At 70.5% G+C, this 17,491-nt stretch carries 16 protein-coding genes and 1 tRNA gene; 10 read left to right on the forward strand and 7 right to left on the reverse strand.

Annotated elements, in window-relative coordinates; genetic code table 11:
* Positions 1-53: 53 nt before the first annotated feature.
* From K4G64_RS20985 to K4G64_RS41450, 5 genes are all read left to right on the forward strand, one after another.
* A complete protein-coding gene (locus K4G64_RS20985; RefSeq protein WP_221757557.1) occupies positions 54-1,301 on the forward strand; it encodes a helix-turn-helix domain-containing protein in 1,248 nt (415 codons plus the stop codon).
* Between the two features lie 101 nt (positions 1,302-1,402).
* Positions 1,403-2,005 (forward strand): oligoribonuclease, encoded by a 603-nt coding sequence (gene orn, locus K4G64_RS20990; protein ID WP_221757558.1) that lies wholly within the window; start codon positions 1,403-1,405, stop codon positions 2,003-2,005.
* Between the two features lie 114 nt (positions 2,006-2,119).
* Positions 2,120-2,192: transfer RNA gene (locus K4G64_RS20995), tRNA-His, on the forward strand.
* 131 nt (positions 2,193-2,323) lie between these two features.
* On the forward strand, positions 2,324-3,514 hold the full coding sequence (locus K4G64_RS21000) for an MFS transporter (protein WP_221757559.1): 1,191 nt from the start codon (positions 2,324-2,326) through the stop codon (positions 3,512-3,514).
* Between the two features lie 67 nt (positions 3,515-3,581).
* On the forward strand, positions 3,582-4,031 hold the full coding sequence (locus K4G64_RS41450; RefSeq protein ID WP_221757560.1) for an NTP pyrophosphohydrolase: 450 nt from the start codon (positions 3,582-3,584) through the stop codon (positions 4,029-4,031).
* 30 nt (positions 4,032-4,061) lie between these two features.
* On the opposite strand, the gene K4G64_RS21010 is transcribed toward K4G64_RS41450, so the two are convergent.
* The gene (locus tag K4G64_RS21010; RefSeq protein ID WP_221757561.1) at positions 4,062-5,117 is read right to left on the reverse strand and encodes a LacI family DNA-binding transcriptional regulator; all 1,056 of its coding nucleotides are present in this window, start codon (positions 5,115-5,117) and stop codon (positions 4,062-4,064) included.
* A gap of 407 nt (positions 5,118-5,524) precedes the next feature.
* Here K4G64_RS21010 and K4G64_RS21015 point away from each other — a divergent pair, with 407 nt between their 5' ends.
* The 4 genes from K4G64_RS21015 to K4G64_RS21030 all read left to right on the forward strand — a co-directional run bounded on the left by K4G64_RS21015 (position 5,525) and on the right by K4G64_RS21030 (position 10,312).
* On the forward strand, positions 5,525-6,841 hold the full coding sequence (locus K4G64_RS21015; protein WP_221757562.1) for an ABC transporter substrate-binding protein: 1,317 nt from the start codon (positions 5,525-5,527) through the stop codon (positions 6,839-6,841).
* 5 nt (positions 6,842-6,846) lie between these two features.
* Positions 6,847-7,860 carry a carbohydrate ABC transporter permease gene (locus K4G64_RS21020; protein ID WP_221757563.1) on the forward strand — a complete coding sequence of 338 codons (1,014 nt, stop codon included), beginning with the start codon at positions 6,847-6,849 and terminating at the stop codon, positions 7,858-7,860.
* Positions 7,861-7,872: 12 nt separating this feature from the next.
* The gene (locus K4G64_RS21025) at positions 7,873-8,781 is read left to right on the forward strand and encodes a carbohydrate ABC transporter permease (RefSeq protein ID WP_221757564.1); all 909 of its coding nucleotides are present in this window, start codon (positions 7,873-7,875) and stop codon (positions 8,779-8,781) included.
* A 94-nt stretch (positions 8,782-8,875) separates the two neighbouring features.
* On the forward strand, positions 8,876-10,312 hold the full coding sequence (locus K4G64_RS21030; protein WP_221757565.1) for a GH1 family beta-glucosidase: 1,437 nt from the start codon (positions 8,876-8,878) through the stop codon (positions 10,310-10,312).
* A gap of 75 nt (positions 10,313-10,387) precedes the next feature.
* Here the strand turns inward: K4G64_RS21030 and K4G64_RS21035 are convergent, their stop codons facing one another.
* The 5 genes from K4G64_RS21035 to K4G64_RS21055 form a co-directional block, all read right to left on the reverse strand.
* A complete protein-coding gene (locus K4G64_RS21035) occupies positions 10,388-11,275 on the reverse strand; it encodes a carbohydrate ABC transporter permease (protein WP_221757566.1) in 888 nt (295 codons plus the stop codon).
* Positions 11,272-12,255 carry a carbohydrate ABC transporter permease gene (locus K4G64_RS21040; RefSeq protein ID WP_221757567.1) on the reverse strand — a complete coding sequence of 328 codons (984 nt, stop codon included), beginning with the start codon at positions 12,253-12,255 and terminating at the stop codon, positions 11,272-11,274. The genes K4G64_RS21035 and K4G64_RS21040 overlap by 4 nt, the downstream gene beginning before the upstream one ends.
* A 32-nt stretch (positions 12,256-12,287) precedes the next feature.
* Complete coding sequence (locus K4G64_RS21045) at positions 12,288-13,601, reverse strand: ABC transporter substrate-binding protein (protein WP_221757568.1); 1,314 nt, start codon at positions 13,599-13,601, stop codon at positions 12,288-12,290.
* A gap of 185 nt (positions 13,602-13,786) precedes the next feature.
* Positions 13,787-15,184: a HAMP domain-containing sensor histidine kinase gene (locus K4G64_RS21050; protein WP_221757569.1), complete on the reverse strand. Its 1,398-nt coding sequence runs from the start codon at positions 15,182-15,184 to the stop codon at positions 13,787-13,789.
* Entirely contained in the window at positions 15,181-15,879 is a 699-nt protein-coding gene (locus tag K4G64_RS21055) for a response regulator transcription factor (protein WP_190899153.1), read from the reverse strand. Before K4G64_RS21055 ends, K4G64_RS21050 begins: the two co-directional genes overlap by 4 nt.
* Positions 15,880-16,010: 131 nt before the next feature.
* Here K4G64_RS21055 and K4G64_RS21060 point away from each other — a divergent pair, with 131 nt between their 5' ends.
* The gene (locus K4G64_RS21060) at positions 16,011-16,535 is read left to right on the forward strand and encodes a hypothetical protein (protein ID WP_221757570.1); all 525 of its coding nucleotides are present in this window, start codon (positions 16,011-16,013) and stop codon (positions 16,533-16,535) included.
* Positions 16,536-16,578: 43 nt separating this feature from the next.
* On the opposite strand, the gene K4G64_RS21065 is transcribed toward K4G64_RS21060, so the two are convergent.
* Positions 16,579-17,448, reverse strand: coding sequence for a spermidine synthase (locus K4G64_RS21065; RefSeq protein ID WP_221757571.1), 870 nt, complete (start codon positions 17,446-17,448; stop codon positions 16,579-16,581).
* Positions 17,449-17,491 lie beyond the last annotated feature (43 nt).

Below are 17,491 nucleotides of genomic sequence, written 5' to 3' on the forward strand. Positions count from 1 at the left end.
GTGCAGGAGCGACACAACCGAGGAGCCGCGACCACCGAGGGGGGCTTAGCAGTATGAGCCACGACTCCACTGCCGCGCCGGAAGCCGCGGCCCGGAAACTTTCCGGGCGACGCCGCAAGGAGATCGTCGCGGTGCTGCTGTTCAGCGGCGGCCCCATCTTCGAGAGTTCCATACCGCTGTCGGTGTTCGGGGTTGACCGCCAGGACGCCGGCGTACCGCGCTACCGACTACTGGTGTGCGGGGGCGAGGACGGCCCGCTACGGACCACAGGGGGCCTCGAACTCACCGCACCACATGGCCTGGAAGCGATCTCACGCGCGGGCACGGTCGTCGTACCGGCCTGGCGTTCGATCACTTCCCCGCCACCGGAGGAGGCGCTCGACGCGCTGCGCCGCGCCCATGAGGAGGGCGCCCGCATCGTCGGACTGTGCACCGGCGCCTTCGTCCTCGCGGCGGCGGGCCTGCTGGACGGCCGCCCCGCGACCACCCACTGGATGTACGCACCGACGCTGGCCAAGCGCTATCCGTCGGTGCACGTGGACCCGCGGGAGCTGTTCGTCGACGACGGCGACGTGCTGACGTCGGCGGGCACGGCCGCGGGCATCGACCTGTGCCTGCACATCGTGCGCAGCGACCACGGCAACGAGGCGGCCGGGGCCCTGGCCAGGCGGCTCGTCGTGCCGCCCCGTCGCAGCGGCGGGCAGGAGCGCTACCTCGACAGGTCTTTACCGGAGGAGATCGGCGCCGACCCGCTCGCCGAGGTCGTCGCCTGGGCGCTGGAGCACCTCCACGAACAGTTCGACGTGGAGACGCTGGCGGCACGCGCGTACATGAGCAGGCGTACGTTCGACCGCCGCTTCCGCTCGCTGACCGGGAGCGCTCCGCTGCAGTGGCTGATCACGCAGCGGGTCCTCCAGGCGCAGCGCCTACTGGAGACGTCGGACTACTCGGTGGACGAGGTGGCGGGCCGCTGCGGCTTCCGGTCGCCGGTCGCCCTGCGCGGGCACTTCCGCCGCCAGCTGGGTTCGTCCCCGGCCGCGTACCGGGCGGCGTACCGCGCCCGGCGACCGCAGGGCGAGCGGCCCCAGGAGACCGAGAGCGCGCCGGGCGGTCCCGGGCCCGTCATGCCGGGCCATCCGGGGCACGTGGGGCACCATCCGGGCCAGCCCGGCCAGGCGCCCGCCCCGCTGCACCCGGAGCACCCGGTCCCGCTGCAGTCCCGCCGTACCGCGGCGGCGAGTGCGGTCGGCCAGTCGCCGGCCCTGTCGGCGAGCCTGCCCGGGCAGCGCAGCGCGCCGTGATCCGGTAGCCGGGGCCCGCGGGGAGCACGTCTCCCCGCGGGCCTTCGGCTTTCCCGGCACGGGCGGTCCGGCCGGTGGCGGCGGGCCGTAGGGTTAGACACATGAACGATCGCATGGTGTGGATCGACTGCGAGATGACCGGCCTCTCGCTGTCGGACGACGCGCTCATCGAGGTGGCCGCCCTCGTGACCGACTCCGAGCTGAACGTGCTCGGCGAGGGCGTGGACATCGTCATCCGGCCGCCGGACCAGGCGCTGGAGACGATGCCGGACGTGGTGCGTCAGATGCACACCGCCTCCGGGCTGCTCGAGGAGCTCCCCGGCGGCACGACGCTGAAGGACGCCGAGGACCAGGTCCTGAGCTACGTGAGGGAGTTCGTCAAGGAGCCGGGCAAGGCCCCGCTGTGCGGGAACTCCGTCGGCACCGACCGCGGCTTCCTGCTGCGCGACATGGCGACGCTGGAGAGCTACCTCCACTACCGGATCGTCGACGTGTCGTCGATCAAGGAGCTGGCGCGCCGCTGGTACCCGCGGGCGTACTTCAACAGCCCGCAGAAGAACGGCAACCACCGCGCGCTCGCCGACATCCGCGAGTCCATCGCGGAGCTGCGGTACTACCGCGAGGCCCTGTTCGTCCCGCAGCCCGGGCCCGACTCGGACACCGCGCGGACGATCGCCGCGAAGCACGTCCTGCCTGCTCAGTAGGCGTGACAGGGGCCTGTCGGGGAGCGCCGGGAAAGGTGGGCGCGAGCACCCCTTCGGACCCTGTACACTTTTTCTCGGCCGGTCAGGAAGTCACGGACCTCCAAACCGGTCATGGTGGGTGTAGCTCAGCTGGTAGAGCACCTGGTTGTGGTCCAGGAAGTCGCGGGTTCAAGTCCCGTCACTCACCCTGAATATTCAGCCGGTGGCCTCGGAAGAGGCCACCGGCTGAAGTGCTTCCAGGCGCGCTTGTTTCCCGCGCGCGTGTTTCCAGCGCGCCGGTCGAGGGCGCGTCCGCGGGCCGGGGCTACCGTCGGCGGCATGGACGGTTCACGCCCGGGATGGCGCGCGTGTGTGCTCAGCGGGGCGGTCTTCGCCGTCTGCATGGCCGGCACCACGCTGCCGACCCCTCTCTATCCCCTCTACCAGGACAAGTTCGGCTTCTCCGAGCTGACGGTCACTGTGGTCTACGCCCTGTACGCCTTCGCGGTGATCGGTGTGCTGCTGCTGGTCGGCAACGCCTCGGACGCCGTGGGCAGGCGCCCGGTGCTGCTGTGCGGATTGGGCTTCGCCGCGCTGAGCGCCGTCTGCTTCCTGTGCGCCACCGGGCTCGGTTGGCTCTACGCGGGACGGCTGCTGTCGGGACTGTCCGCCGGGCTGTTCACCGGGGCCGCCACGGCGTACGTGATGGAGCTGGCGCCCGAGGGCGGTGCCTCCCGGGCCACGTTCGTGGCGACGGCCGCCAACATGGGCGGACTGGGGTGCGGTCCGCTGATCTCCGGGCTGCTCGCGCAGTACGCCCCCTGGCCGCTGTACCTGCCGTTCGTCACCCACCTTGCGCTGGTCGCCGCTTCGGCCGCCGTCCTGCTGCGGCTCGCGGAGACCGTACGGGAACGGCAGCCGCTGCGCACCGTACGGCCGCAGCGGCCCGCCCTGCCGCCGCAGGTGCGCGCGGTGTTCGGCCCCGCCGCCACCGCCTCCTTCGTCGGCTTCGCCCTGTTCGGGGTGTTCACCTCCGTCAGCCCGGCCTTCCTCGTGGAGTCCCTGGACGTCGACGACCACGCCGTGAGCGGGCTGATCGTCGCGCTCGCGTTCTTCGCGTCGACCGCCGGGCAACTGGCGGTCGGCCGGGTCGGCGTACGGCGTTCCCTGCCGCTGGGCTGCGCCGGGCTCCTCGCCGGGCTCGCGCTGCTCGCCGGTGCGCTGCGGTGGGACCAGATGGCCCTGCTGGTCGCCAGCGCGCTCGTCGGCGGAATCGGCCAGGGCCTGGCGTTCCGCGGCGCCCTGTCCGACGTGGCCGAGGCCTCGCCCGGGCACCAGCGGGCGGCGGTGATCTCGACGCTCTTCGTGGTGGCCTACACCGGCATCTCCGTCCCCGTGATCGGCGTCGGCCTGCTGACCGGGCCGATCGGCCTGGAGGGCGCGGGGCTGGTGTTCATCGCCTGCATGGCCGTATTGGTCGTGACGGCGGCGGTGTATCTGCTGCGACGGCCGGAGCCGGCCCGAGTGTGAGGTGGTGGGACCGTGTGGCCCATGGGTGAACGGGTGGAACGGGTCGACTAGCGGGACCGGGGGCGGGGTGGTCGACCGGGACGAGGCGATCCGCCAGGGCCGGCCGCACCGGGTCGCGACCATGGTGTGCCGTGATCCGCGGGGGCGCGTCCTGGGGTACCGCAGGCCGGAGCACGTGTCGCGGTTCCCGGGTCACCACGTCTGGCTGATCGGCGGGGCCGTCGAGGTCGGCGAGTCCTTCGACAAGGAGGCGATCTCGGACGGGTCGGGGGTGAGGGGCTCCGTCACGACGGCCTCGTGCACGCCGAGCCAGTGCGGGCTGATCGCCCCTCGGCAGAGGAACGTGAAGACGAACCGCACCCGCGCCTGGACACCCTGCTCCTCCACCGGCTCCCGGCACGGCCGACTCGGCGAGGCGGGGTGCCGGGAGGTGATCCGGGAGCCCCTGTTCGTGCCCGACGGCCTGGACGTGCTGCGCCAGCCCGGCCTCGGCCCACAGAGCGGCGTCACGCCGTAGCCGACTCCCGCGCGCCTGCGGCCCGTTGCGTCACGACGACGACCGCGCCACCAGCTCCGTGGCCAGGACCATCTGGCGGCGCTCCAGGCCCCGGGACGCGAGCGGTCGGCGGTCGGCGACCTCGGTGAGCAGGAGGTCTGTCATCCGGCGGCCCATCTCCTCGATGGGCTGGCGCACGCTGGTCAGCGGCGGCTCCATGTGACGGGCGATGGCGGAGTCGTCGTAGCCGACGAGCGCCACGTCCTCCGGGATGCGGCGGCCCGCCTCGCGCAGCGCCCGGCGGGCGCCGGACGCGGTGACGTCGGATGCGGCGAAGACGGCGTCGATGCCGGGGTGGCGCTCCAGCAGGGCAGTCATGGCCCGGTGTCCGCCCTCCTCCGTGAAGTCCCCCGCCTCGATCAAACCCTCGTCCACCCCGAGGCCGGCGTCGCTCATGGCCTCGCGGTAGCCGTCGACACGGCGCTGGGCTCCGTAGACGTCGAGGCGGCCGGTGATGTGGGCCACCCGGCTGCGGCCCCGGGACAGCAGATGCTCGACGGCCTGGCGGGCGCCGCCGTAGTTGTCCGAGTCGACCGACGGCAGCGTCTCCGCCGACGAGCGCGGACCGCTGATCACCGCCGGGATCTCCAACTGGGCCAGCAGGTCGGGCAGCGGGTCGTCCGCGTGCACCGAGACCAGCAGGACGCCGTCCACGCGGTGGGCCGCCAGGTACTGGGCGAGGCGGGCGCGTTCGCGGTCGCTGCCCGCGAAGATCAGCAGCAGCTGCATCTCCGTGTCGGACAGCGCCGAACCCACACCCTTCAGCATGTCCGAGAAGTATGGCTCCGCGAAGAATCTGGTCTCCGGTTCGGGGACGACCAGCGCGATCGCGTCCGTACGGTTGGCGGCCAGGGCGCGGGCCGCGGTGTTGGGGACGTAGCCGAGCTCCGCGACCGCCGCCTCGACGGCCGCGCGGGTCGCGTCGCTGACCCGGGGCGAGCCGTTGATCACCCGCGAGACGGTGCCGCGACCGACACCGGCGCGCGCCGCCACCTCTTCGAGAGTGGGCCGGCCACCACTTCGGCCCCGCGCTCCGTGGGTTGCCATGGGCTCCGCCTTCCCGTCCACACCCGCACTCTGCGACTGGCCTGGAATTTAACAGGCCCGCCGGTCGCCCTACCGCTGCCGAGGGCTCACCCCCCCCCAGCCTCCGCTTCCCGCGGGAACCGGCGCGACCGGCATCCCGGCCGGCTTGATCCCTCCAGCCCGGGCCCCAACCGGTCCGCGCCCGGGTCCAGTTAACAGCCCGATAACTGAACGCATCTCCCTCTGTCCGCTCCCTTGACACCCCCGCCGGGACCGGGGACTCTTCAACACATCACTGGTGGGAGCGCTCCCACACTACCTGACACATACACAACCCGCACGTTCCCCGCCCGAGCCTTAAGCGCGTAAAACGGTCCGACAATGCAGTTGGCCGGGGGGTCGGCACGTCAGGGCAACAGGAGGACGACATGCGAGCACGCATCCGAACCGCCCGCAAGGCGATGGTCGTCGCGGCCGTCGCGTCGCTGGGCGCCGGGCTGCTGGCCGGCTGTGCCGACGACGGCGGAAGCGACGGCTCGTCGTCGGGCGGCGGCAGCGGCGGCAAGACCAAGATCACCCTGGGGCTCTTCGGCACCTTCGGGTTCGAGGAGGCCGGCCTCTACAAGGAGTACGAGAAGCTCCACCCGGACATCGACATCCAGCAGACGGTCGTCGAGCGGAACGAGAACTACTACCCCACCCTGGTCAACCACCTGACCACCAACAGCGGGCTGCAGGACATCCAGGGCGTCGAGGTCGGCAACATCGCCGAGATCGTCAAGACCCAGTCCGCCAAGCTGCTGGACCTCTCCAAGTACGGCAAGAAGAGCGACTACCTGGAGTGGAAGTGGCAGCAGGCCACCACCGAGAGCGGTGAGACCGTCGGCCTGGGCACGGACGTCGGCCCGATGGCCATCTGCTACCGCAAGGACCTTTTCGAGAAGGCCGGTCTGCCCACCGACCGTGAGGAGGTCGCCAAACTGTGGGCCGGTGACTGGAAGAAGCTGGTCGAGGTAGGCGAGGACTACAAGAAGAAGGCTCCGAAGGGCACCACCTTCCTGGACTCCCCCGGCGGTCTGCTCCAGGCGATCCTCAGCAGCGAGAAGGACCGCTTCTACGACTCCTCCGGCAAGGTCATATACAAGTCGAACTCGGCTGTGAAGGACGCGTTCGACCTCACCGCGAAGGCCGCCGAGGACGGACTGATCGGCAACCAGACCCAGTTCCAGCCCGCTTGGGACACGACGATCGCCAACAGCAAGTTCGCCGCGATGTCCTGCCCGCCGTGGATGCTCGGCTACATCAAGGGCAAGTCGAAGCCGGACGCCAAGGGCAAGTGGGACGTGGCCGCGTCGCCGAAGTCCGGCAACTGGGGCGGATCCTTCCTGGCGGTCCCCAAGTCGGGCAAGAACGCCGAGGAGGCCGCGAAGCTGGCAGCCTGGCTGACCGCACCCGAGCAGCAGGCCAAGCTGTTCGCCGTGCAGGGCAGCTTCCCGAGCACCCCGGCGGCCTACGAGTCGGACGCGGTGAAGAGCGCCAAGAACGAGATGACCGGTGACGCGCCGATCGGCACCATCTTCGCCGCGGCCGCCAAGAGCAGCCCGGTACAGACGATCGGCCCGAAGGACCAGATCATTCAGCAGGGTCTGACGGACAACGGCGTCATCCTCGTCACCCAGGGCAAGTCGCCCGAGGAGGCGTGGAACACGGCCGTCAAGACCATCGACAACAACCTGGACCAGTGACCGGAATGGCATCCAGGCACGACACCGCCGCGCCCCCCGTGAAGGAGGGGGGCGCGGCCCCGGGCCGCCCGCCGGCCGACGCGGACACAGAGCGGGCGATGAAGAAGCGCGCCCGGCTCTCCCGCCGCTGGCAACGCGACATGCGGTGGAGCCCCTACGCGTTCGCCTCGCCCTTCTTCCTGCTCTTCCTCGCGTTCGGCCTGTTCCCGCTGCTCTACACCGGCTGGGCCTCGCTCCACCAGGTAGAGCTGACGGCACCCACGGACATGTCCTGGGTCGGCCTGCGCAACTACACCCGGATCTTCGACGACGACTTCTTCTGGAACGCGGCGAAGAACACCCTGACGATCGGCATCATCTCCACGGTTCCGCAGCTGCTGATGGCGATGGGCCTGGCGCACATCCTCAACTACAAGCTGCGCGGCTCCACCTTCTACCGCGTCGTCATGCTGGCTCCCTACGCCACGTCGATCGCCGCCGCCTCGCTGGTCTTCGTGCTGCTCTTCGGCCGCGACTACGGCATGATCAACTGGGCGCTGAACGCGGTCGGCATCGACCACGTCGACTGGCAGAACGACAAGTGGCCGTCCCAGATCGCCGTGTCCAGCATCATCGTCTGGCGCTGGACGGGCTACAACGCGCTGATCTACCTGGCCGCGATGCAGGCGATCCCGCAGGACCTCTACGAGTCGGCGGCATTGGACGGAGCCAGCCGCTGGCGGCAGTTCCTCCACGTCACGCTGCCCTCGCTGCGTCCGACGATCCTGTTCACGGTCGTGGTGTCGACCATCGGCGCCTCGCAGGTGTTCGGCGAGCCGCTGCTCTTCGACGCGAACAAGGGCGCCTCCGGCGGATCCCAGCACCAGTTCCAGACGCTCGGCCTGTACCTGTACGAGCAGGGCTGGATCAACCAGCACCTGGGCCGCGCCTCCGCCATCGCCTGGACGATGTTCCTGATCCTCATCGTGATCGGGGTCGTCAACTACGTCATCTCGCGCCGGCTGCGCGCCAGTAGCTAAGGAGAACCGGCCGTGACGACGACCTTGACGAAACCCCCGGCCGACGCGGTCCCCGAGCCGCCGAAGCGGTCACGTGGCATGAAGGCGGCACGCGCGGGCGGACAGCTGCACGCCGGCCCGGTGGCGTACGTCATCCTTGCCCTCTTCACCGTCATCTCGCTGTTCCCGCTGGTGTGGACAGCTGTCGCCGCCTCGCGCGACAACCAGCGCCTGGCGCAGACCCCGCCGCCGTTCTGGTTCGGCTCCGGCCTCTTCGACAAGCTCGAAGTGGCCTGGACGGACGCCAACCTGGGCGAAGCGTTCCTCAACACCACCCTGGTGGCCGGCATCTCGTCGTTCACCATCGTGTTCCTGTCGACGATCGCCGGATTCGCCTTCGCCAAGCTGCGCTTCAAGGGCCGCGGCGCGGCGATGCTGGTGGTGATCGGCACGATGATGGTGCCGCCGCAGCTCAGCATCATCCCGCTGTACATGATGGTCGCGAAGCTCGACTGGACGGACCAGCTCCAAGCGGTGATCTTCCCGTCGCTGGTGAGCGCGTTCGGTGTCTTCTTCATGCGGCAGTACCTGATCCAGGCGCTGCCGGACGAGATCATCGAGGCGGCCCGCGTGGACGGCGCGAGCAGCTGGCGCGTGGTGTGGCACGTGGTGTTCCCGACCGCGCGGCCCGCGATGGCCGTCCTGGGCATGCTGATGTTCGTGCAGACCTGGAACGACTTCCTGTGGCCCTTCCTGGTCCTGACCCAGACCGGCAACCCGACCGTGCAGGTGGCGGTGGCGGGGCTGGGACGCGGCTACACCCCGGACCAGTCGCTGATCATGGCCGGCGCCCTGCTGGGCACACTGCCGCTCCTGATCGTCTTCGCGATCTTCGGCAAGCAGATCGTCGGTGGCATCATGCAGGGCGCCGTCAAGGGCTGAGTCCTGCTTTCCCAGGGGCCGAGCCACAGCCGCCTCGGCCCCTTTCCCTCCCCCCTCCACTCGTCGGTCCATACGACCCCCTGGGAGCGCTTCCATGCCTGACTCCGAGTACCCGGCCACTGCGGTGACCTTTCCGCCCGCCTTCCTGTGGGGCGCGGCGACGTCCGCGTACCAGATCGAGGGTGCGGTGCGGGAGGACGGCCGTACGCCGTCGATCTGGGACACCTTCAGCCACACGCCGGGCAAGACGGCCGGTGGCGAGACCGGTGACATCGCTGTCGACCACTACCACCGCTACCGCGACGACGTGGCGCTGATGGCGGAGCTGGGCCTGGGTGCCTACCGCTTCTCCATCTCGTGGTCGCGGGTGCAGCCGACCGGGCGGGGCCCGGCCGTGCAGAAGGGCCTGGACTTCTACCGGCGGCTGGTGGACGAGCTGCTGGCCAAGAACATCAAGCCGGCCGTCACCCTCTACCACTGGGACCTGCCGCAGGAGCTGGAGGACGCGGGCGGCTGGCCGGAGCGCGACACGGCGCACCGGTTCGCGGAGTACGCGCGGATCGTCGGCGAGGCGCTGGGCGACCGGGTGGAGCAGTGGATCACGCTGAACGAGCCGTGGTGCAGCGCGTTCCTGGGCTATGCCTCCGGGGTGCACGCCCCGGGCCGTACGGATCCGGCGGCCTCGCTGCGTGCCGCGCACCATCTGAATCTGGCGCACGGGCTGGGCGCGTCCGCGCTGCGCTCGGTGATGCCGGCCCGCAACACGGTCGCGATCAGCCTCAACTCCTCAGTGGTGCGGCCGCTTTCGCAGGACCCGGCGGATCTGGCGGCGGCCCGCAGGATCGACGACCTGGCCAACGGTGTGTTCCACGGGCCGATGCTGCACGGCGCCTACCCGGAGTCGCTGTACGAGGCGACGGCGTCCCTCACGGACTGGGACTTCGTCCTCGACGGCGATCTGGAGCTGATCAACCAGCCGCTGGACGCGCTGGGCCTGAACTACTACACGCCCTCGCTGGTCTCGGCGGCGGACGCCTCGGCGAAGGCTCCGCGCGCCGACGGTCACGGGGCGAGCGACCACTCGCCGTGGCCGGCCGCGGACGACGTCGCCTTCCACCAGACGCCCGGCGACCGCACGGAGATGGGCTGGACGATCGACCCGACCGGCCTGCACGAGCTGATCATGCGGTATACCCGGGAGGCGCCGGGGCTGCCGCTGTACATCACGGAGAACGGCGCGGCCTACGACGACAAGATCGACTCCGACGGCCGGGTGCACGACCCGGAGCGGGTGGCCTATCTGCACGGCCACCTGTCGGCGGTCCGCCGGGCGATCGCGGACGGCGCGGACGTCCGGGGCTACTACCTGTGGTCTCTGATGGACAACTTCGAGTGGTCGTACGGCTACGGCAAGCGCTTCGGCGCGGTCTACGTGGACTACACGACGCTGGAGCGCACGCCGAAGACGAGTGCCCTGTGGTACGGCCGGGCGGCGCGGACCGGTGCGCTGCCCGAGGCCGAGGCGGTCTGACCGACGGGGGACGGGGGTGGGGCGCGGCACGATTAGGGGAGTGCCGCGCCCCGGCCCCGTCTCGCGGAGTGGGCGTCAGCCCTTGTTGGCGCCCAGGGTCAGGCCGCTGACGAACTGGCGCTGGAGCGCGAAGTACACGATCAGGGTCGGGATCGCGGTGAGCAGGGCGCCGGCGGCGACCAGGTTGGGGTCGGTGAAGTACTGGCCGGAGAGGTTGTTCAGCGCCGAGGTGATCGGCATGTTCTCGCCGGTGGAGATGAGGACGATGGCCCAGAAGAAGTCGTTGTAGATCCAGATGGAGAGCAGGGTGGCGAGGGCGGCCATGGCCGGCTTGCACAGGGGCAGCACGATCTGCCAGTACAGGCGCCAGACGGAGGCGCCGTCGACCAGGGCGGCCTCGGTGAGTTCGTGCGGCAGGGAGCGCATGTAGTTGCTCAGCACGAAGGCGCAGAAGCCCGACTGGAACGCCACATGGATCAGCACCAGGCCGAGCGCGGAGTCGTACAGCTTGCCGCTCATGGTGATGCCGGGCACGTCGATCAGCAGGTACAGCCGGTACAGGGGCGTGATGATGACCTGCTGGGGCAGCAGGTTGCCGGCGGTGAACACCAGCAGCAGGAAGAGGTTGACCCGGAAGTCGAAGCGGCTGACGTAGAAGGCGACCATCGACGACAGCAGCAGGGTCAGCAGCACGGCCGGGACGGCGATCAGCAGGGTGTTGCCGAAGTAGTGCAGCATGTCCGACTGCTGGAACGCGCCTGTGAAGTTGTCGAAGGTGAGCTTGTCGGGCCAGGAGACATAGCCCTTGGTGCTGGTCTCCGCGTACGGCCGCATCGCCGCGAGCAGGGCCCACAGCAGGGGCGCGAGCCAGGCCAGGGCGGTGATGACGAGGAAGGTGTGCAGCAGGATCCGGGCGGGGCGGATCGGGGTGCGCTGCCCCCGCGGGTCGCTCGGGGTGCTCATGCGCGCCGCTCCTTCCGGAAGGTGGCGATCAGGTACGGGATGATCACCGCGAGCGAGATGACCAGCAGGACGACGGCGATCGCGGAGCCGTATCCGATGCGGCTGGACTCGCCGATGATGTTGTTGGTCACCAGGATCGACAGCAGTTCGGTGCCCTGCGCGCCCTTGTTGAAGACGAAGACCAGGTCGAACGCGCGCAGCGCCTCGATGATCGTGACGACCAGGACGACGGTGTTGGTGGGGCGCAGGGTGGGGAAGACGACGTTCTTGAACGTCTGCCACTCACTGGCGCCGTCCAGGGCGGACGCCTCGCGCAGGGCGGGGTCGACGCTCTTCAGGCCGGCCAGGTAGAGGATCATCATGTAGCCGGCGTGCCGCCAGGAGGCAGCGATCAGGATGGCCCACAGGTTGAGGTCCGGGTCGCCGATCCAGTCGATGTAGTGGCCGGGTTTGTTGGCGCCGATGATGCTGTTGATCAGGCCCGTGTCCGGGTTGTAGATCAGCTGCCAGACGAATCCGATGACCGCGAGCGACATCACGACCGGCAGGAAGAACGCGGTCTGGTAGGCGCGGCTGAAGCGGATCCTCTTGTCCAGCTGCACGGCGAGGAACAGGCCGAAGGGCGTGGGCAGCAGGATGAGCACCACGAACCAGATCACGTTGTGCTCGACGGCGGGCCAGAACTGCGGGTTGCTGGTGAACAGTTCCCTGAAGTTCTGCAGTCCGACCCACTGGATGGAGTCGAAGCCGATGCCGTCCCAGGTGGTGAAGGCCAGCGCGATCGAGGCCAGCGCCGTCAGCCACACCAGGGCGACGTGCAGGATCGTGGGCACGCCCGCCATCAGGCCGAGCGTGAGGCGGTCGCGGCGGGTGAGCAGCCGCCGGTGCCCGTGGGGCGCGTCGGCGGACGGGGACGTGGGGGCGGGCCCCGGAGCCGGCGGGGAGACCGGCTCCGGGGCCTTCGCGGGGGTGGCGGTCATGTCGTGATCCGAGTCGTCGGGTCTCCGTTCGGTCAGGAGGAGGCGAAGATCGTCTTCTTCTGGCGTTCGATCGACGAGAGGATGCCGTCGATGTTCTTCGGGTTGCGGACGAAGTTCTGCAGGGCGGGCTGCATCACCGTCGATGTGAAGTCCGGGCGGGAGTCGCGGTCCATGAACTGCGTCAGGCTCTTCGCGCCGGAGATCATCTCGTAGGACTTCTTCTGCAGCGCGGTGTAGGAGGAGGTGTCGGCCTTGGTGGAGGCGGCCACCACGCTGGAGTCGGCCTTGAGGTAGATCTGCTCGGCCTCGGGCGTGCCCAGGTACTCCAGGAGCTTGACAGCGCCGGCGTGGTTCTTCGGGGCCTTGGAGAGCATGAAGCCGTCGGTGGGCGCCTCGACGGTGTCCTGCCCGAACTGCGGGTCGATCTCCGGGAAGGCGAAGAAGTCCAGGTCGTCCAGGTCGGACTTGTCGGTGAACTGCTGGCCGACGAAGGTGCCCAGGAGGTACATGCCGGCCTTCTTGGCCACCAGCGCCTGCGCCGCGTCCTGCCAGGTGCGGCCGACCGCGCCCTCCTGGTGGTAGGGCAGGATCTCCGTCCAGTGGTCGAAGACCTTGCGCACCTTGGGGTCGGTCCAGGAGGCCTTGCCGGCCATCAACTGGACGTGGAAGTCGTAGCCGTTGGTGCGGAAGTTGATCTGGTCGAAGGTGCCCATCGCGGGCCAGGCGTCCTTGTCGCCGAAGGCGATCGGAACGAGCCCGTCCTTCTGCATCCGCTTGCACAGGGCGATGAAGTCGTCCCAGGTGGTGGGGACCTTGTAGCCGTGCCGGGCGAAGACGCTTCTGCGGTAGAACACCGCCCACGGGTAGGTGTACAGCGGCACGAAGTAGTACTTTCCGTCCTCGCCCTTGCTGAGCTTCTGCATCGCCTCGGGGAAGTTGCCGCCGATCTTCTGCCACACGTCGTCGATCGGCGTGGCGAGCTTCTTCGAGGCGAAGAACTGCATGCGGTAGCCGGCGAACCAGGTGAACACGTCGTCGGGCGTGCCCTGCAGATAGGAGTTGATCTGCTCCTGGAACGTGTTGTGGTCCTTGGTGTTCACGTCGACCTTGATGCCGGACTTCTTGGTGAAGGCGGCGTAGATCTCCGCGAACGCCTTCTTGGGCACGGCGTCGGACGAGTTGGAGCCGAGACCGACCGTCTTCGGGTCGGCGGCCGAGCCACTGCCGCCGCAGGCGCTGAGCAGGGGTATGCCGGCGCCGAGCAGGGCCGCGCCGCCCATTCCGCGCAGCAGGGTGCGGCGGTTGGGAGCGGGGAGGGAGAAACCGGAGGGAGAGAGGTCGCGCATGGACGGCTCCTGAGGGCAGGGTTCGGCCACGAGGGTGTGGCGTGAATTCCAGTCGCAATCGACCAGAAATCAACTTGACCGAACACGGTGGCGCAATGACAGCCGCATGTCCGGTCATGCGTCAAGAGTCGGTCCCTTCATTTGTCGAAACGTGACCGTCATGCGAAGGCCGCCTGCGGGGGCTGTCAGTGGGACCGGGAGCGGTGGTACGCGGCGGCGAGCCTGCCGGGGCGGCGCCGCCGCATCTGCCGGTGCCCTCCGCTCGCGGGGGCACGGCCGTCCAGCTGGATCCAGATCCGCACCTCGGTGCCGCCGAGCACCGAGGATCCGAGCCGGACGTCCCCGCCGGTGGACTCCGCGAGCCGGCGCACGATGTCCAGTCCGAGTCCGGTGGAGCCGTCGCTGCCGGAGCCGCGGCCCCGCGCCATCGCGGCCTCGGGGTCGGGTATGCCGGGGCCCGCGTCGGAGACGAGGACGATCACCGCGTCCTCGCCGTTGTGCACGTCGACCGCGAAGGCGGTGCCCTCCGCGGTGTGCCGGAAGACGTTCCCCAGCAGCGCGTCGAGTGCGGCGGCCAGGTCGGCGCGGGCCACGGGTATGCGCACCGGCCGGTCGGCCCCGGCCACCCGCCACTTGCGGCCCTCGTCCTCCGCGAGCGCCGACCAGAACGCCATCCGCTCCCGGACCACCTCGGCCGCGTCGCACCCGGCGCCCGGACTCGCCGCGGCCGTCTGCGGTTTGGCCTCCCGGGCCGTACGGATGATGGTGTCGACCTCGCGCTCCAGCTGCTCGACCGCGGTCCGGGTCTGGTCGGCGGCGGGCCCCTCGCCCAGCGAGGCGGTGTTGAGCCGCAGCACGGTCAGGGGCGTGCGCAGCCGATGGGACAGATCGGCCGCGAGCTCCCGCTCGTTGGCCAGGAGCTGGACGACCTGGTCGGCCATCGAGTTGAACGCGACCGCCGCGAGCCGCAGTTCGCTCGGGCCCTCCTCGGGCACGCGGGCGCCGAGGCGGCCCTCCCCCAGGTCGTGCGCCCCCTCGACCAGGCGCCGCGCGGGCCGGACCATGCGCACGCCGAGGCGGTCGGCGACCGCGACCGAGCCGAGGATCAGCGCCACCCCGACCCCGGCGAGCACCGCCCAGGCGGTCCCCACGCCGTTGGTGACGTCGGACTCCGGCACGTACACCTCGACCACCGCGATCTTGCCGGTGCTGAGGGCGACGGGCTGGAGCAGTGTCCAGCCGCCGGTGACGCCGGTGGTCGAGGCACGGCCCAGCTTCCGCACGGCCGCGATGTCCTCGTCGGCGGCGCGCCGCCGACCCAGATCGAGGGCCTCCTGGCCGTCACCCGCCGGGAGGTGCACGGCCATCCCGGCGTCGGAGCCGGCCGAGGCGACGACCCGCTCCAACTGGTCGCGGTCGGTGGTGATGGACAGGGCGGGGGCGACCGCCGCGGCCTCCCGCTCGGCGTTGGAGAAGGCACGGTCGCGGGCCATCTCGCGGATGACGAGTCCGAGCGGCACGGCGAAGGCCAGCACGACCATGGTGGTCACCGCCAGCGACACCTTGACCAGGGCCCACCTCATCGCGGCGCCCCCGGTGGTTCGAGCTTCACGCCGACGCCCCGGAGGGTGTGCAGATAGCGCGGGCTGGCCGCGGTCTCGCCCAGTTTCCTGCGCAGCCAGGACAGATGGACGTCGATGGTCTGGTCGTCGCCGTAGGACTGCTGCCACACCTCGGCGAGCAGCTCCTTGCGGGGGACGACGACGCCGGGCCGGCCGGCGAGGAAGGCGAGCAGGTCGAACTCGCGGCGGGTGAGGTCGAGTCGCGCGCCGTCCAACTCGGCCTGGCGGCGCAGCGGGTCGACGGTCAGGCCGCCGACCCGGATCACGGGTGACGGCTCCCCTTCCGCGGCGCCGGAGCGGGCGCGGCGCAGCACGGCCGCCATCCGGGCCGAGAGGTGCTCGACCGAGAAGGGCTTGGTGAGGTAGTCGTCCGCTCCGGCGTTCAACAGCCGTACGATCTCCGTCTCGTCGTCCCGGGCCGTGGCGACGATCACCGGCACGTCCGTGATCCCGCGCAGCATCTTCAGGGCCTCGGACCCGTCGAGATCGGGCAGTCCGAGGTCCAGGATCACCACGTCGAAGCGGAAATGGGCGACCTCGCGCAGCGCCTCCAGCGCCGTCCCGACGCTGCGCACGGTGTGCGAGGCGTCGGTCAGGTGCCGGATCAGCGCCGAGCGTACGAACTGGTCGTCCTCGACCACGAGCACACTTGCCATGCGCCGCACCGTACGCCATCTCGAACAGCCGGGTGCGGGCCTGTGGACAACTCCCCGGCTGGGGACAACCGACCCTCGGACGACGCCGATTGCGGGCCACGCGTGGGACGCGTGAGGCAGTATGGCCCGCGATGCGCAGAGGACTCGTACACGTACTGGCCTGGCTGCTCGCCACGGGCGCGGCGGTCACGCTGTCGTGGTGGGGTGTCCACACGGTGATGGCGGGAACGGCCTATGACCCGCCGCGCGCCCTGCCCATCAAGGCCGCCGACGCGTCCACGCGGGAGCCGAAGGCGCTGGCCACGCCGGAACCGGAGCGGACACCTCCGCCGAAGCGGCGGCAGCCGAGCACGCCCGCGGCGTCCGCGTCCGGGAAGCCGGGCCCCTCCCCCGCACCGTCCACGTCCTCGCCCGGCACCGCCCCCGCCGCCTCCGGCCGGGTCAAGAGCTACGACACCGACGGCGGCCGGGCGGTGTTCGACCTGGGCAGGACCTCCGCCTCGCTCGTGTCGGCGACGCCCGGGGCGGGCTGGTCGATGCAGGTGTGGAAGACGGAGTCGTGGATCCGCGTGGAGTTCTCCTCGGGTGCGGACCGGGTGTCGGTGTTCTGCACCTGGCACGACGGGCCGCCGCGGGTGGAGATCGGGACCTACTGAGTGGGAGGTGCCGTGATCGGCGTCCTTCGGGTGCCCTCGCGGGTCATCGGAACACCGACGGGGGCGGTGCGGGTGACGCCACCGCCGCGATGTCCGTGACGGGCGTGGCCCCGCCGGTGAAGTCCGTGAGGGTCCTGCCGTGCTCGACCCGGGCGGGATGCGGGTCGGAGGCGGCCAGGCGGGTCAGTTCGGCGACGGGCAGCGGATGGTCGGAGGCGACCAGGACGGCGTTGCCGAAGCGCTTGCCGCGCAGCACCGCCGGATCCGCCACCAGCGCGAGCTCCTCGAAACGGGCGGCGGCGGTGGCGATCTGGCCCCGCAGGTGGGCGAGCGGCGGTCCGTCGGCGAGGTTGGCGGCGTAGACCCCGCCGGGTTTGAGGGCCCCGCGCACGTCGTCGAGGAACTCGGTCGAGGTCAAGTGGGCCGGTGTCCGGGCCCCGCTGAACACGTCGGTGATGACGAGGTCGGCCCAGCCGTGCGGCACCTTGGCGAGGCCTTCGCGGGCGTCGGTGGAACGCACCCTTATGCGCGCGTTCGGATCCAACGGCAGCTCGCGGCGGACCAGTCGGACGAGGGTGCCGTCCCGTTCGACGACCTGCTGGGTGGAGCGGGGCCGGGTGGCGGCGACGTAGCGGGCGAGGGTGAGGGCGCCGCCGCCGAGGTGCACGGCGTGCACGGGCCGGCCGGGCGGGGCGACGAGGTCGATCACGTGCCCGAGGCGGCGCTGGTACTCGAAGGACAGGTACGCCGGGTCGTCCAGGTCGACGTGCGACTGCGGGGCGCCGTCGATCACCAGGGTCCAGGCCCGGGTCCGCTCGCGATCGGGGATCAACTCGGCGAGCCCGCCGTCAACACTCTCGACGACGGCCTCCACACCGGCCTGTCTACGCCGCCCGCCCTTGGACTTTCCCATGGGGTCATTATCGGGGTGGGCTGCTAAGCAGGGCGTACGTGCG

The organism is Streptomyces sp. WAC04114 (assembly GCF_019733245.1).
GTDB lineage: Bacteria > Actinomycetota > Actinomycetes > Streptomycetales > Streptomycetaceae > Streptomyces > Streptomyces massasporeus_A.

What these genes read in the sequence shown, in the direction of transcription:
- K4G64_RS20985 (WP_221757557.1), top strand. Translation starts at nt 54, where the DNA reads ATGAGCCACGACTCCACTGCCGCGCCGGAAGCCGCGGCCCGGAAACTT.
- orn (WP_221757558.1), top strand. Translation starts at nt 1,403, where the DNA reads ATGAACGATCGCATGGTGTGGATCGACTGCGAGATGACCGGCCTCTCG.
- K4G64_RS21000 (WP_221757559.1), top strand. Translation starts at nt 2,324, where the DNA reads ATGGACGGTTCACGCCCGGGATGGCGCGCGTGTGTGCTCAGCGGGGCG.
- K4G64_RS21010 (WP_221757561.1), bottom strand. Translation starts at nt 5,117, where the DNA reads ATGGCAACCCACGGAGCGCGGGGCCGAAGTGGTGGCCGGCCCACTCTC.
- K4G64_RS21015 (WP_221757562.1), top strand. Translation starts at nt 5,525, where the DNA reads ATGCGAGCACGCATCCGAACCGCCCGCAAGGCGATGGTCGTCGCGGCC.
- K4G64_RS21020 (WP_221757563.1), top strand. Translation starts at nt 6,847, where the DNA reads ATGGCATCCAGGCACGACACCGCCGCGCCCCCCGTGAAGGAGGGGGGC.
- K4G64_RS21030 (WP_221757565.1), top strand. Translation starts at nt 8,876, where the DNA reads ATGCCTGACTCCGAGTACCCGGCCACTGCGGTGACCTTTCCGCCCGCC.
- K4G64_RS21035 (WP_221757566.1), bottom strand. Translation starts at nt 11,275, where the DNA reads ATGAGCACCCCGAGCGACCCGCGGGGGCAGCGCACCCCGATCCGCCCC.
- K4G64_RS21040 (WP_221757567.1), bottom strand. Translation starts at nt 12,255, where the DNA reads ATGACCGCCACCCCCGCGAAGGCCCCGGAGCCGGTCTCCCCGCCGGCT.
- K4G64_RS21045 (WP_221757568.1), bottom strand. Translation starts at nt 13,601, where the DNA reads ATGCGCGACCTCTCTCCCTCCGGTTTCTCCCTCCCCGCTCCCAACCGC.
- K4G64_RS21050 (WP_221757569.1), bottom strand. Translation starts at nt 15,184, where the DNA reads ATGAGGTGGGCCCTGGTCAAGGTGTCGCTGGCGGTGACCACCATGGTC.
- K4G64_RS21055 (WP_190899153.1), bottom strand. Translation starts at nt 15,879, where the DNA reads ATGGCAAGTGTGCTCGTGGTCGAGGACGACCAGTTCGTACGCTCGGCG.
- K4G64_RS21060 (WP_221757570.1), top strand. Translation starts at nt 16,011, where the DNA reads ATGCGCAGAGGACTCGTACACGTACTGGCCTGGCTGCTCGCCACGGGC.
- K4G64_RS21065 (WP_221757571.1), bottom strand. Translation starts at nt 17,448, where the DNA reads ATGGGAAAGTCCAAGGGCGGGCGGCGTAGACAGGCCGGTGTGGAGGCC.